At 72.9% G+C, this 14,225-nt stretch carries 13 protein-coding genes; 9 read left to right on the forward strand and 4 right to left on the reverse strand.

The window, feature by feature from the left end; translation table 11 throughout:
- Window positions 1-69: 69 nt before the first annotated feature.
- Both CLV92_RS06070 and CLV92_RS06075 read left to right on the forward strand, forming a co-directional pair.
- The gene (locus CLV92_RS06070; RefSeq protein WP_425433559.1) at window positions 70-3,615 is read left to right on the forward strand and encodes an indolepyruvate ferredoxin oxidoreductase family protein; all 3,546 of its coding nucleotides are present in this window, start codon (window positions 70-72) and stop codon (window positions 3,613-3,615) included.
- A gap of 146 nt (window positions 3,616-3,761) precedes the next feature.
- Complete coding sequence (locus CLV92_RS06075; RefSeq protein WP_146099432.1) at window positions 3,762-4,133, forward strand: hypothetical protein; 372 nt, start codon at window positions 3,762-3,764, stop codon at window positions 4,131-4,133.
- A 117-nt stretch (window positions 4,134-4,250) separates the two neighbouring features.
- Here CLV92_RS06075 and CLV92_RS06080 read toward each other — a convergent pair whose 3' ends face one another.
- Entirely contained in the window at window positions 4,251-4,550 is a 300-nt protein-coding gene (locus tag CLV92_RS06080; protein WP_104431889.1) for a hypothetical protein, read from the reverse strand.
- A gap of 97 nt (window positions 4,551-4,647) precedes the next feature.
- On the opposite strand from CLV92_RS06080, the gene CLV92_RS21310 reads away from it, so the two are divergent.
- Window positions 4,648-4,788, forward strand: a complete 141-nt coding sequence (locus CLV92_RS21310) for a hypothetical protein (protein WP_158257148.1) — start codon at window positions 4,648-4,650, stop codon at window positions 4,786-4,788.
- Window positions 4,789-4,801: 13 nt separating this feature from the next.
- On the opposite strand, the gene CLV92_RS06085 is transcribed toward CLV92_RS21310, so the two are convergent.
- Entirely contained in the window at window positions 4,802-5,071 is a 270-nt protein-coding gene (locus CLV92_RS06085) for a DUF2277 domain-containing protein (protein ID WP_104432012.1), read from the reverse strand.
- 144 nt (window positions 5,072-5,215) lie between these two features.
- On the opposite strand from CLV92_RS06085, the gene CLV92_RS06090 reads away from it, so the two are divergent.
- From CLV92_RS06090 to arfA, 5 genes are all read left to right on the forward strand, one after another.
- Entirely contained in the window at window positions 5,216-6,268 is a 1,053-nt protein-coding gene (locus CLV92_RS06090; protein ID WP_104431890.1) for a LacI family DNA-binding transcriptional regulator, read from the forward strand.
- A gap of 421 nt (window positions 6,269-6,689) precedes the next feature.
- The gene (locus tag CLV92_RS06095; RefSeq protein WP_104431891.1) at window positions 6,690-8,063 is read left to right on the forward strand and encodes an ABC transporter substrate-binding protein; all 1,374 of its coding nucleotides are present in this window, start codon (window positions 6,690-6,692) and stop codon (window positions 8,061-8,063) included.
- 164 nt (window positions 8,064-8,227) lie between these two features.
- Window positions 8,228-9,190 (forward strand): carbohydrate ABC transporter permease, encoded by a 963-nt coding sequence (locus CLV92_RS06100; RefSeq protein ID WP_104431892.1) that lies wholly within the window; start codon window positions 8,228-8,230, stop codon window positions 9,188-9,190.
- Window positions 9,187-10,113, forward strand: a complete 927-nt coding sequence (locus CLV92_RS06105; protein WP_211290903.1) for a carbohydrate ABC transporter permease — start codon at window positions 9,187-9,189, stop codon at window positions 10,111-10,113. The genes CLV92_RS06100 and CLV92_RS06105 overlap by 4 nt, the downstream gene beginning before the upstream one ends.
- An 85-nt stretch (window positions 10,114-10,198) precedes the next feature.
- The gene (gene arfA, locus CLV92_RS06110; protein WP_104431893.1) at window positions 10,199-11,710 is read left to right on the forward strand and encodes an arabinosylfuranosidase ArfA; all 1,512 of its coding nucleotides are present in this window, start codon (window positions 10,199-10,201) and stop codon (window positions 11,708-11,710) included.
- A gap of 45 nt (window positions 11,711-11,755) precedes the next feature.
- On the opposite strand, the gene CLV92_RS06115 is transcribed toward arfA, so the two are convergent.
- Window positions 11,756-12,487 carry an MOSC domain-containing protein gene (locus tag CLV92_RS06115; RefSeq protein ID WP_104431894.1) on the reverse strand — a complete coding sequence of 244 codons (732 nt, stop codon included), beginning with the start codon at window positions 12,485-12,487 and terminating at the stop codon, window positions 11,756-11,758.
- A gap of 9 nt (window positions 12,488-12,496) precedes the next feature.
- Window positions 12,497-13,510, reverse strand: a complete 1,014-nt coding sequence (locus CLV92_RS06120; protein ID WP_342762200.1) for an NAD(P)/FAD-dependent oxidoreductase — start codon at window positions 13,508-13,510, stop codon at window positions 12,497-12,499.
- A gap of 103 nt (window positions 13,511-13,613) precedes the next feature.
- Between CLV92_RS06120 and CLV92_RS06125 the strand changes: the two genes are divergently transcribed.
- Window positions 13,614-14,210 carry a helix-turn-helix domain-containing protein gene (locus CLV92_RS06125; protein ID WP_211290904.1) on the forward strand — a complete coding sequence of 199 codons (597 nt, stop codon included), beginning with the start codon at window positions 13,614-13,616 and terminating at the stop codon, window positions 14,208-14,210.
- Window positions 14,211-14,225: the final 15 nt, after the last annotated feature.

A 14,225-nucleotide genomic window follows, 5' to 3' on the forward strand; every position in this document is an offset into this window, starting at 1 on the left:
TCGCACATTGGCTCCTCCAGGCACCAGTGCGGGTGCCTGGACTGCGCGCTGCGCAGGGCGCCGCTGGAGGTGGTCCACGTGATCGAGACGGTGGAGCTGGCCGGGGCTGGGGAGCCGCGCTCCCTCGACCTCGGGGACCGGTACCGGCCGGGAACCCGACCCGTGCTGCTGACGGGCGTGCAGGCGGTGGCCCGCCTCCTGGTGGAGCAGCACGTGCGCGACGCCCGGGCGGGGCAGCGGACGGCGACGTTCGTCTCCGGCTACCAGGGCAGCCCGCTGGCGGGCATCGACAAGGCGCTGACGTCGGTTCCGGCGCTGCGGCGCGAGCACGACGTGCGGCTGGTGCCCGGCGTCAACGAGGAGCTGGGCGCCACGGCGGTGTGGGGCAGCCAGACGGAGCTGCCGGCGGGCACGCGCACCCACGACGGCGTGCTGGGCGTCTGGTACGGCAAGGGCCCGGGCGTGGACCGCTCCGGCGACGCCATCCGGCACGCCTCCATGTACGGGGTGCACCCGCGTGGCGGCGTGCTCGCACTGGCCGGCGACGACCCCGCCTCCAAGTCCTCCACGGTGCCGTGCGTCAGCGAGCGGACCCTCGCCTCGTTCCAGGTGCCGGTGCTGTACCCGCGCAACGCGGAGGAGCTCGTCACCCTCGGCCTCTACGGCGTCGCCCTCTCGCGCGCCTCGGGCTGCTGGGTCGGTCTGAAGATCGTCTCCGACGTGGCCGACGGGCTGTTCACCGTCGACCGCGACTTCGCCGCCCTCGACGTGCGCATCCCGCGCATCGAGTGGCAGGGCCGGCCGTGGGAGTACGTCCAGCGCCGGATGGCCAACCCCACCGACAGCCTCATCGCCGAGGCCGACCTCGTCGGTCCGCGCTGGGCGGTGGTGGAGGAGTTCGGCAACCTCAACCCGCTCGACGAGGTCACCGTCGACCCGGCCGACGCGTGGTTCGGCATCGCGGCGGCGGGCGCGCAGTACGACTCCGTGCGGCAGGCCCTGGCCGACCTCGGCCTCGACGACGCCCGCCTGGAGCGCGCCGGGATCCGGCTGCTGCGCATCGGGATGCCGTTCCCCCTCAGCCGCGGCCCGCTGGAGCGCTTCGCCCGCGGGCTGGAGCAGCTCCTCGTCGTGGAGGAGAAGACGGCGTTCGTCGAGACGCAGGTCCGCGACCTCCTCTACGGCCGCAGCGGCGCCCCGGCGGTGCTGGGCAAGAAGGGCCCCGACGGGCGGGCGCTCATCCCCGCCGGCGGTGCGCTCACCGCCGACTCCCTCGCGGCGCCGCTGCGCTCGCTGCTGCGGCGCCGGGTGGACCTGACCCCGCCGGCGCGGACGCCGCGCACGACGCTGAGCCTGACCCCCGTCGACGCCTCGGCCGCGCGCAAGCCCTACTTCTGCAGCGGCTGCCCGCACAACCGCTCCACCGTGCTGCCGGAGGGGTCCATCGGCGGCGGCGGCATCGGCTGCCACACCATGGTGACGATCGCCTCGCGGGAGTCCTCGCAGGTGACGGGGCTGACCCAGATGGGCGGCGAGGGTGCGCAGTGGATCGGCCAGGCGCCGTTCACCGACGTGCCGCACATCTTCCAGAACGTCGGCGACGGCACGTTCTTCCACTCCGGCCAGCTCGCCCTGCAGGCCTGCGTCGCCGCCGGGGTCAACATCACCTACAAGGTCCTGCACAACCAGGTCGTCGCCATGACCGGCGCGCAGCACGCCGAGGCGTCGCTGTCGGTGCCGGACCTCACCCGGAAGCTGCACGCCGAGGGCGTGAAGAAGGTCGTGGTGTGCGCCGAGGAGCCGGAGCGCTACGGCCGCGGCGCGAAGTGGGCCCCCGGCACGTTGGTGTGGCACCGCGACCGCCTCGACGAGGCACAGCGGATGCTGCGCGAGGTTCCCGGCGTCACCGTCATCATCTACGACCAGATGTGCGCCGCGGAGGCCCGCCGCCTGCGCAAGCGCGGGCAGCTGGAGCAGCGCTCGAAGCGCGTCCTCATCAACGAGGCCGTCTGCGAGGGGTGCGGGGACTGCGGCCGCAAGAGCAACTGCCTGTCCGTGCAGCCGGTGGACACCGAGTTCGGCCGCAAGACCCGCATCGACCAGACCTCGTGCAACACCGACTACACGTGCCTGGAGGGCGACTGCCCCTCGTTCGTGACGGTGCAGGTTCCGGTGACGAAGAAGTCCGGCGGGAAGAAGCCGCGCACGTCGGCCGGGGCACCGCCGCAGGCGCCGGCGGTGCCGGACCCGCAGTTGCCGGTCCCGAGCCCGACGTACGACGTGTTCCTCGCCGGCGTCGGCGGCACGGGCATCGTCACCGTGAACGCGGTGCTGGCCACCGCGGCGCTCGTCGACGGCCTGCGCAGCGCCGGCCTGGACCAGACGGGGCTGTCGCAGAAGGCGGGCCCGGTCACGTCGCACCTGCGGCTGTCCGCCCCGGGTGCGCTCGGCACCGGCGACGTCGCCAACCGCGTCAGCGCCGGGCACGCCCACGCGCTGCTGGCGTTCGACCTGCTCGTGGGGACGGACGCCAAGAACCTCCCCGTCGCCAGCCAGGCGAGCACGGTCGCCGTCGCGTCGACGAGCAAGACGCCGACGGGGGAGATGGTCTACGACCCGGGCGTGCGCTACCCGCAGGAGCGGGAGCTGCTGGACAGGCTGACCCGCTCCACCGCGCAGGTGCACACCCTCGACGCCCTCGGCGCGGCGGAGGTGCTGTTCGGCACCACGACCGTGGCGAACCTCCTCGTCGTGGGCGCCGCGTTCCAGGCGGGGGCGCTGCCGCTGCGCGCGGCGAGCATCGAGGAGGCGATCCGCCTCAACGGCGTGGAGGTCGCGAAGAACGTCGCCGCGTTCCGCTGGGGACGTCTCGCCGTCGCCGACCCCGCCGCCTTCGCCGCCGCGACCGCTCCCGCCACCGCGGAGCGCCAGGTGCCCGACGGCTCGCGGTTCCTCGACGGCAGCCCCTTGGCGGGGGAGACCCGCCGGCTCGCGGGGATCCGCGCCGCCGCGCTGCGCGACTTCGGCGGCGACGACCTCGCCCGCCGCTACGTCGACCTGGTGGAACTGGCGTGGGAGGCCGAGCGGCGCGCCGGCCAGGCCACGCGGTTCTCGGAGGCGGTCGCGTCCTCCCTGCACCGGTTGTGGGCGTACAAGGACGAGTACGAGGTCGCCCGGCTGCTGACGGACCCGCAGCTCATCGCCGACCTGATGGCGCAGGTCCCGGGTGCGACGGGGCCGACGTTCAACCTGCACCCGCCGGCGCTGCGGGCGATGGGCCTCAAGCACAAGATCCACCTGGGGCCGCGGTTCGCCCCGGCGATGAGGGCGCTGGCCAGGGCGAAGGTCGTGCGGGGCACGCCCCTGGACGTCTTCGGCTACGCACGGGTCCGCCGGGTGGAGCGCGCCCTCGCGGCGGAGTTCGAGGCGCTGGTGCGGCACCTGGCTGCCGGTCTCGACGCCGCGGGGTACGAGGCCGCCTGCGAGGTCGTGGAGTCGGCGGAACTGGTCCGCGGCTACGAGGACATCAAGCTGGACAGCGTGCAGCGCTACCGCGACCGCCGTGCGGAGCTCGGGTCCCCGCTGCCGGAGCCGGTGGTGAAGCTGCTCGGCTGAGGTCGGCGGTGCGCTCGGAGCGCCGGCCTCCGTCCCGGGGTTCCCGGGACGGAGGCCGGAACGGCAGGACCCGCATCGCTTCCGCGGCGGGCGATGGATGGCTGTGCGATGCCCGGTGTGGTCCGGAAGGGGGATGGCGAGTGACGATGCGCGGGTCGAACCGCTGGGCCCTGCTCCCCGTCACCGTCGCCGCCTGCGCCCTGGCGCACCTGTACGGGCAGGAGCAGCCGGAGCTCCCGGTCCTCGCGGCGATCTTCGTGATCATGTCTGTGAGGTCGCTGCTGATGAAGGTGGACGTCGACGGCGAGGAGCTCCGGAGCGTGGAGTTCCTCCGCACCCGGCGCCTGGAGGTCCGCGACGTCGAGGGCGTGGAGGTCGCGGTGCGCGGCCGGGCGTTCGCTCCTGAGCTCCACATGGGGGACGGACGGAGGATCTTCCTCTCCGGGTTGAGCAGCGGGCTGAGCGGCGCGGAGGAGCAGGCGGAGATGCTCCGGGACGCGTTGCGCCTCGGCCGGTGAGGTCCCCGGGAACGGTCCTCGCGCCCCCGAGGTGGGCACTGGCGCCTCGCCCGGGAGCACTTCGCCCGGGAGCGCCTCGTCAGGGCGGCGACGCCTCGCTCGACCGGGGCGGGGCCGTCAGCGGGTGCCGGGGTGCGCGGGTCCGTCGTCGCCGGGGACGGCGTCCTGGAGGTCCTCGTCGCTGATCCGGACGCCGGCGGTCGGGTCGCCCTGGCCGGTGCCGTCGGCGACGTCGTCCTGCTGGCCGAAGGGGTCCTGGGGGTCGCGTGCGGGAGCCGGGAGGGGGCCGGAGTTCGACGCCCGCGCGTTCTCGCGGCTGCCCTGGTCCTGGACCTGGCGGACCTCGGCGTTGTCGAACACGTCGACGGTGTCGTCGCTGGGGGTGGTGCCGGTCGGGGCGTCGCTGTTCTGGCTCACGAGGAACCACCCTCCGGCCCGCGAGGGTCGACCGCCACCTGAGCGGGCCCTTCGGGCCGGTGCGCACGGTGGCAGCCACGGCATCCCCTCCCTCTCGGTGAGCTGGACGAGCCACCACCGGGTCGAGATCACGGCTCCCACCCGTCTACCGGTCGTGATGGCGGAGGACGCGCCGTCCGAGGGCTGCATCGCCGAGGAGCACGTCCAGCGACCGGGCGGGCCGCTGATCGTCGAGTGACGGGGGGCCGAGCTCAGCCGCCGTAGCGGGCGGCGGCGCGCTCCCTGGCCTTCGCGGTCTCGACGTCCCGGTCCTTGGGCGGGGCGGTGGTGACGAGCTCGCCCAGCAGGCGGCGGGTCACCTCCGCCACCTCGGCCACGGCGCGGTCGAAGGCGGCGGCGTTGCGCTGGGACGGGCGCACCGTCCCCGAGACCTTCCGCACGTACTGCAGCGCGGCGGCCTCGACCTCCTCGTCGGTGGCGGGCGGGGCGAAGTTGTGCAGCGGGCGGATGTTGCGGCACATGCGGGCAGCGTAGGTGCGGCCTCCGACGCCCGGCTGCACCGCGCGTGGGAGGTGAGTTGACAGGCTCGGGAGCGGGACGCACGATAAGCTCTCTACAACGTTGCACACGGCGGTTGCCCTGCGACGACGAGCCGCGGAGGGGCCATGACGACGACGAGTGCGGGACCCCTTCCGCAGGCGGAGGGACGTCGTGGTGCGGGGGCCGCCACGCTGCGGGACGTCGCGCGCCTCGCGGGCGTCTCCATCAAGACCGTGTCCAACGTGGTCAACGACTACCCCCACGTCCGCCCCACCACCCGGCAGCGGGTGGAGGAGGCGATCCGGACGCTGGACTACCAGCCCAACCTCACGGCCCGGACGCTGCGCTCCGGTCGCACCGGGGCCCTGGCCCTCGCCGTGCCGGAGCTGCGACTGCCCTACTTCGCCGAGCTCGCCGACGAGGTGATCCGCGCCGCGGAACGGCGGGGGATGGTCGTCCTCATCGAGCAGACCAACCGCGACCGCCAGCGCGAGGTCGACCTGCTCGCCAGCGCGCGGCTGCGCATGGTGGACGGCCTGCTCTTCAGCCCGCTCGTCCTCGGCATCGAGGACGCCGCTCTCATCGAGATCGACACGCCGCTCGTGCTCCTCGGCGAACGGATGTTCCACCCGTCGGTGGACCACGTGACCATGCGCAACGTGGAGGCCGCCCGGGCCGCCACGGAGTACCTCCTCCACCGCGGGCGCCGGCGCATCGCCGTGGTCGGCGTCCATCCGGGTGAGGTCATCGGCACCGCCGGCCTGCGCCTGCGCGGCTACCGCGAGGCCCTGGAGCATGCGGGCATCGAGGTGGACGAGCGGCTCTTCGGCGTCGCGGACCTCTGGCACCTGCGCGAGGGCGACGAGGCCACCAGGACCCTGATCGACTCCGGCGTCGACTTCGACGCGGTGTTCGCCTTCAACGACACCCTGGCGCTCGGGGCGATCCATGCGCTGCGCTCGGCGGGCCGGGAGGTTCCCGACGACGTGGCCGTCATGGGCTTCGACAACTCCGACGAGGGCATGTACTCGATACCGGGCCTCACCACGATCGACCCCGGCCGGCGCCGGATCGCGGAGTCCGCCGTGGACGTGTTGCTGAACCGGATCGAGAACCGCGGATCGGCGGCCAGACACGTCGAGGTCGGCTTCAGCGTGGTCGTGCGCGAGTCCGCCTGACCCACTGCTCCACCCCTTGCCTTCCCGGTCGCATCGGCCGGGAATCACCTTGCGCTGCAACGAGAATGTGATGCGTGCTGCGCGGGTGAACCGGTTCCCCGGGGCGGCTTGACAGGGGGCTGGTGGGTACGCATGATTGCCCTCACAACGTTGTAAACGAGAAGTTCCCGGGTGCGGCCACCGCCCACCGGAGGGCTCTCGAGGGTCGAGGAGGACCCGGTAGCACCACCGTTCCGCGCCACCCAGAACGATTTCCGCAAGACCCGGGAACCCGTGCCCGTGCCCGCCACCGGCGGATCGAGCGGGCGGGAACCCGCTCCGCAGCGAGACGCCCCAGCCGACGGCAGCGCCCACCGGGCCCGCCGCCACCACGAGCCGAGCACGACGACGCAGTCCGTGCGGCCACACCGAGAGGGAGCACATGAACACGAAGGTTGCAGCCGCCGTCCTCAGCGCCGGAGCGCTCATCGCCTCGCTGAGCGCGTGCGGCGGTGGTGGCGGTGGCGGTGGCGGCGGTGCGGCCGGTGCCGCCTCCGACGCCAAGGCCAAGTGCAGCGTCCCGGTGACCCACGCGGACGCGCCGCAGGTCACCGTCTGGGCGTGGTACCCGAACATGGAGTCGGTCGTCAAGAACTTCAACGAGTCGCACGAGGACGTCCAGGTCTGCTGGACCAACGCCGGCCAGGGCGCCGACGAGTACAACAAGTTCCAGACGGCGGTCTCCGCCGGCCGGGGCGCCCCCGACGTCATCATGCTCGAGGCGGACACCGTCCCCGTCTTCGCCATCCAGGACGCCCTCGTGGACCTGACGGAGTACGGCGCCGAGGAGGTCAAGGGCAACTTCAGCGAGGGTGCGTGGAAGGACGTCTCCAGCGGGGACGCCGTGTACGCCATCCCCGTCGACGGCGGTCCCATGGCGATGATGTACCGCAAGGACATCTTCGAGAAGTACGGCATCACCCCGCCCACGACGTGGGACGAGTACCGCGCCGCGGCCGAGAAGATGAAGGCGGCCGGCGGCCCCCTCTTCGGTGACTTCCCGAGCAACGTCCCCGCGCCCACCGTCGCGCTCATGGAGCAGGCCGGCGCCAAGCCGTGGGAGTACGACGCCTCGGACAAGACCAACCTGAAGATCGACCTGGACTCCGAGCCGGCCAAGAAGGTGCTGGACTACTGGGGCGGCCTCGTCCAGGACGGCCTGGTGGGCAAGCAGGACCAGTTCACCACCGAGTACATCTCCGGTGTCGTGAACGGCGACTACGCCACCTACATCTCCGCCGCCTGGGCCCCCGGCTACCTCACCGGTGCCGGTGCCGGTGCCGGCGACGACAAGGGCAACTGGGCCGTCGCCCCGCTGCCCCAGTGGGACCCGGCCAACCCCGTCGCCGTCAACTGGGGCGGCTCGACCTTCGCCGTGACCAGCCAGGCGGAGAACAAGGAGCTCGCCGCGAAGGTGGCCATGGAGCTCTACGCGGACGACGCGTCGCTGGAGCAGGGCGCGAAGGACCAGATCATCTTCCCGCTCAACCAGAGCGTCCTGAACGCGGACTGGTTCATCAACAACGAGTCCGAGTTCTTCGACGGCCAGACCGCCAACAAGGACGTCTACATCCCTGCGGCCAACGCCTACAAGGGCTCCACCTACAGCCCCTACTCGACCAGCTTCTACGCCGAGTTCACCAAGCAGATCACGGCCATGAACAACGGCGAGAAGACCGGCTCGCAGGCGGCCGAGGACCTGCACAAGGCCATGGTCGCCTACGGCAAGCAGCAGGGCTTCACGGTCCAGGAGTGACCTGCTCACGGTGGTCGCGCCCCGCGTGAGCGCGACGCGACCACCCTGAGCGAGCAGCAGGCGCGGCCCATCGAGCCGGCGATGGGTACGTCCCCGGGGAGGGTGCCTGGCACCCTCCCCGGGGCGGCACCGGCGATCCCCCAGCGCACGAAGGCGAGACGGTCATGGCAGCACAGACGGACCTGCGGGCGGCGCCCCCGCCGCCCCGGGAACGCCCCGGCGCACGCGGCAGCGGCCGGCCCGCCGGCGGTTGGCGGCAGCGCGAGGACGCGAAGGGCTGGCTGTTCATCGCCCCCTTCGGCGCGGTCTTCATCGTCTTCCTGGTGGCGCCGCTTGCCTACGCGTTCTACCTCAGCCTCTTCACCAAGGGCCTGGCGACCGGGACGAAGTTCGCCGGCCTCGACAACTACACCCGCGCCTTCACCGACCCCGCCTTCCTCAAGGGCCTGTGGTTCGTGGTGAAGTTCTCGCTGGTCCTCATCCCGGTCCAGATGGCGGTCTCGCTCGCCGCCGCACTCGTCCTGGACGGCATGACGAGCAAGTTCAGCCGCTTCTCCCGGCTGATGATGTTCGTGCCCTACGCGATCCCGGCGGTCATCGGCGCCCTCATGTGGGGCTTCCTCTACAGCCCCAACTTCGGCCCGGCGCAGCAGCTCTTCGGGTTCTTCGGCCTCGACGCCCCGGTCATGCTGAGCCCCGACAACGTCTTCGGCGCCCTGATGAACGTCGTGACGTGGCAGTGGGCCGGCTACTACATGATCGTCATCTACGCCGCCCTGCAGGGCATCGACCCCTCGATCTACGAGGCCGCCAAGATCGACGGCGCCTCCTCGTGGCAGGTCGCCCTGCGCATCAAGATCCCGATGGTGGCCTCGGCGCTGGTGCTCATCCTGGTCTTCGCCGTCATCGGCACCCTGCAGTTCTTCACCGAGCCGCAGATCCTCGGGCGGATCTCCAACGGGGCGATCCCGCCGGACTTCACGCCGAACATGTACGCCTTCACCACGGCCTTCGCCTTCGCCCAGTTCAACTACGCGTCGGCGATCTCCTTCTCCCTCGGTGCCGTGGTCTTCATCGGCGTGTACATCTTCCTGTTCGCCACCCGCAAGCGGGGGAGCTTCCTGTGACCGTCCTGACCACCCCCGCCGGAGCCTCCAGCACCCGCACCCCGGACGAGGCTCCCCGCAGGCAGCGCGCCGCACGGCGCCCGAAGATGCTGAGCAACCTGTTCCTCGTCGCGCTGATCCTGTACTTCGCGCTCCCGCTGTGGTGGCTGCTGGTCGCCAGCACCAAGGACACCACCAGCCTGTTCGCCAGCCCGCACGGCGCCCTGTGGTTCGGCGACGGCTTCCACCTCGTGGAGAACCTCCGCGCCCTCTTCGCCTACGACAACGGCATCTACCTGCGCTGGATGGGCAACTCCTTCCTCTACGCGCTGGCCGGCGGCCTCGGCTCCACGGTGCTGGCGGTCCTCGCCGGGTACGGCTTCGCCAAGTTCCACTTCAAGGGCCGCAACCTCGCCTTCTCCATCCTGCTCGGCGCGGTCATGGTGCCGGCGACGGCGCTGGTCATCCCCACGTTCGTCCTGCTGTCCGAGATGGAGCTGACGAACACGCCCTGGGCCGTCATCCTGCCCTCGCTGCTCAACCCGTTCGGCGTCTACCTGATGCGGGTCTACGCCGCCGAGGGCGTCCCCGACGAGCTGCTGGACGCCGCGCGGGTCGACGGGGCCGGGACGTTCCGCACCTTCTTCCAGGTGGCCCTGCCGCTGCTGCGGCCCGCGATCGTGACCGTCCTGCTGCTGTCGGTCGTCGCGACCTGGAACAACTACTTCCTCCCGCTGGCGATGCTGTCGGACTCCACGCTGTTCCCCGTCACGGTCGGCATCGGGCTGCTGCAGGGCCTGGCCGGCGCGAACAACGGCGGTGGGGAGTCCCTCTGGATGCTCATCGTCGTGGGCTCCCTCGTCTCGATCATCCCGCTCATCATCGCCTTCCTCTCCCTGCAGAAGTACTGGCAGGGCGGCCTGGCGATCGGCAGCCTCAAGTAGGACCCGTGCCCGCCGCCGGCTCCGCACCCCGTCTCCACCCCTCCCGCGCCACCCGAGCGCGACACCACGACCGCGAGGACTTCCCATGGCCACCGCACGCCTGACCATCGACCCCCGCTTCCGCGTCGGGGAAGTCAACCGCCGAGTGTTCGGCTCCTTCGTCGAGCACCTCGGGCGCTGCGTCTACGACGGCATCTACGAGCCCGGCCACCCGAGCGCCGACGAGGACGGCTTCCGCGCCGACGTGCTGGAGCTCGTGCGGGAGCTGGGCGTCTCCACCGTCCGCTACCCCGGCGGCAACTTCGTCTCCGGCTACCGCTGGGAGGACGGGGTCGGGCCCCGGGAGGAGCGCCCGCGCCGCCTGGACCTGGCGTGGCACTCGCTGGAGACGAACCAGGTGGGCCTGCACGAGTTCGCGCGCTGGAACGCCAAGGCGGGCAGCGAGCTCATGCTCGCGGTGAACCTCGGCACCCGTGGCGTGCAGGAGGCGCTGGACCTGCTGGAGTACAGCAACGTCCGCTCCGGCTCGGCGCTGTCCGACAAGCGCATCGCCGACGGCACCGCGGAGCCGTTCGACGTGCGGATGTGGTGCCTCGGCAACGAGATGGACGGGCCGTGGCAGCTCGGGCACCGCAGCGCCGAGGACTACGCCAAGCTCGCCTCCCAGACCGCGAAGGCGATGCGCCAGCTCGACCCGCGCATCCAGCTCGTCGTCTGCGGCAGCTCCAACCGGCAGATGCCCACCTTCGGCGCGTGGGAGCGCACCGTCCTGCAGCACACCTACGCGGACGTGGACTACATCTCCTGCCACGCCTACTATTTCGAGCGCGGCGGGGACCTCGCGAGCTTCCTCGCCTCGGCGGTGGACATGGACCGATTCATCGAGGACGTCGTCGCCACCGCGGACTCCGTCAAGGCGGAGCTCGGCAGCTCGAAGACGATCGAGATCTCGTTCGACGAGTGGAACGTCTGGGACCAGGACCGCTTCGAGAACGTCGACAAGATCACCGACATCGAGCAGTGGCCGTACGCGCCGCGGCTGCTGGAGGACGTCTACACCGTCGCCGACGCCGTCGTCGTCGGCAGCCTGCTCGTCTCCCTGCTCAAGCACTCCGACCGGGTCACCTCGGCCAGCCTCGCCCAGCTCGTCAACGTCATCGGCCCGATCATGACCGAGCCCGGCGGCCCCGCGTGGCGGCAGACGACGTTCTTCCCCTTCGCGCTCACCTCCCGCCTGGCCCGGGGGAGCGCGCTGCGCGTGGAGCTGGAGACCCCGGCCTACCGGACCGGCGCCTACGGGGAGGTGCCGCTGGTCGACGCGGTGGCCACCCACGACGAGGAGACGGGCGCGACCACCGTCTTCCTCGTCAACCGCAACCTCGCCGAGGCGACGACGGTCACGGTGGACGTCTCCGGCCTCGGGAACGTGCGGATCGTCGAGACCCACACCCTCAACGACGACGACCCCTACGCGCAGAACACCCTGGAGGAGCCGGACCGGGTGGTGCCCGTGGAGAACAAGAGTGCGGCCCTCGAGGAGGGCGTCCTCACCGTCGAGCTGCCGCCGGTGTCCTGGACGGCGATCGCGCTGGGCTGAGGCGGGCCACCACCGCCGCGACGACCGCCGCCGACCCGGTGCTCCTCAGCCGAGGAGCACCGGGTCGCCGAGCGCGACGGAACCACCGCGCACGACCTCGGCCTGCAGTCCGAACTCGACGTCGTGCACGGCGCCGAGGGTCTTCAGCACCTGCGGCGCGCGGGGCAGGGCCTCCTGGGCGGCGGTCACCATGACGCAGCGCGGCATGGGCTCGGTGAGGCGGAGGACCACCTCCGCCCCCAGGTGCAGCTCGCGGCCGAGCCAGCGGTCCTCCACGAACCCCTCGGCGTCGCCGGTGTCCACGACGACGTTGGCCCGGAAGCGGGCGGGATCCACCGGCTCCCCGAGCAGCCCGGCGAGGCGGCGCAACGCCGCGGTGGTCACGACGTGCACGGGGGAGTCGTCGTGGTGGGGCTGGGTCGTCTCCGGCCGCAGCGCCAGCGGCGCACCCAGCAGGGCGCTGAGCTCCGCGTCGGTCCCCGGCTCCCCGGCCGGCAGTTCCCGGCCGTCGGGCAGCCGCACGAGCGGACCCTGCGGCGCGAGCCGGGCGCGCAGGTGCAGGAGGCCGTCGACGGCGCGGAACCTGCGCGAGTTCTTCCCGCTGCCGAGGCGGCCGTCCTCGGTGTACACGGCCCAGCAGCGGTCGCCCTCCAGGCGGGTGCCGAACCGCGCCCGGGGCAGGGACTCGCCCAGCAGCGACTTCACCGGGTACCGCGCCAGCGCCCCGACGTGGCCCGCCGCCCCGGTCGACCGGTCGTCCTGCTCCGCCGCGCGCATGCCCCGACGCTAGCCGACCGCCCGCGCCGGCTCGGGGGAGCGCAGCGCCGCGACGGCCCGCTCGACGTCCTCCGCCGCGAGGTCGGCGTTGATCCGCGCACCGGCGGCGGCGCCGGCGGCCGCGGCGGTCACGACCTGCGCACGGGCGTCGCAGACGTTGCCCGCCGCCCACACCCCGGGCACGGAGGTCAGCCCGCCCCCGTCCACCTCGACCTGCACCGCGACCACCGCACCGTCCACGGTCAGCGGCGACAGCGCCGCCCCCAGCGACTCGAGCACGGCGCTGCGGGCGACGAAGCGCGGCGCCACCGCGAGCGCCCGGCGGGGCACGACCTCCCCGGAGCGCATCCGGACCCCGGTCAGCTCGTCCCCGGCCACGACGAGCCCGGCGACCTCGCCCTCGACGAGGCGGATGCCGCGGGCCCGGAGCTCCTCCCGCTCCGCGGCGCCCGGCGCCGGTGCGGTGTGCTGGAACAGCACCACGTCGGGCGTCAGCTGCCGGAACAGGTGCGCCTGGTGCAGCGCAGCGGGGGACCCGAGGACGCCGACGGGGGTGTCGCGCACCTCCCAGCCGTGGCAGTAGGGGCAGTGCAGCACGTCGCGCCCCCACCGTTCGCGCAGGCCGGGGACGTCGGGCAGCTCGTCCACCAGGCCGGTCGCCACCAGCAGCCGCCGTGCGCCGACCTCGCGGCCGCCGGCCAGCCGCACCGCGAAACCGCTGCCGTCGCGGGCTGCTCCGTCGACGCGTCCGCGGACCACCTCCGCCCCGTAGCGGCGGACCTCCGCCCGGCCGCGGGCCAGCAGGTCGGCGGGGGGGAGCCCGTCGTGGCCGAGGAAGCCGTGCATCGCCGCCGCGGGGGCGTTGCGGGGTTCCCCGGCGTCCACCACCAGCACCGACCGCCGCGAGCGCGCCAGCTGCAGCGTCGCGCTCAGCCCCGCCGCCCCGCCGCCGACCACCACCACGTCGTAGCCGTCCCGCGCCGGCCCCCGCTCCCCGGCGACCGCCCTCTCGTCCCCGCGCACCGCGACCACCCCTCCCGTTCCCACGTCGACCACCTCCGCACCGAACGCTCCGCCCGGGTGGGCGGTCTTGACAAGCACGGTTGCCGGAACGGCAAATAGGTGCGTGAACGGTGCGGACGGCGGCGGGCTGGGCGAGGTCCTGGCGGGAGTGGGACCGCGGTTGCGCGCCGCCCGCGGCAAGCGCGAGCTCACCCTCGCCGCCGTGGCCGCCGCGACCGGCATCTCCGTCAGCACCCTCTCCCGGCTGGAGTCGGGCGCGCGGCGGCCCGCGCTGGAGTCGCTGCTGCCCCTGGCCCGCCTCTACGGCACGACCCTCGACGACCTCGTCGGCGCCCCCGCCGTCGAGGACCCGCGCGTTCCGCAGCGGCCCGTCACCCGCAACGGCACCACCCACGTCCCCCTCACGCGGGAAGCGGGTGGCGTGCAGGCGTACAAGCTGGTCCTGCCCGCCCGCCCCGCCGAACCCGACCTGAAGGTCCACGAGGGTTACGAGTGGATGTACGTCCTCTCCGGCCGCCTGCGGCTGGTGCTGGGGGAGCACGACGTCGAACTCGGCAAGGGGGAGGCCGCCGAGTTCGACACCCGCGTGCCGCACTGGTTCGGCAGCGCCACGAACCGGCCCGTGGAACTGCTCAGCCTGTTCGGCCCGCAGGGGGAGCGCATGCACGTCCGCGCCCGGCCCACGCGGCGCGGCGGCTGAGCCGGTCGCCGCCCC

Origin of the sequence: Kineococcus xinjiangensis, from assembly GCF_002934625.1 — a bacterium.
Classification (GTDB): Bacteria; Actinomycetota; Actinomycetes; order Actinomycetales; family Kineococcaceae; genus Kineococcus_A; species Kineococcus_A xinjiangensis.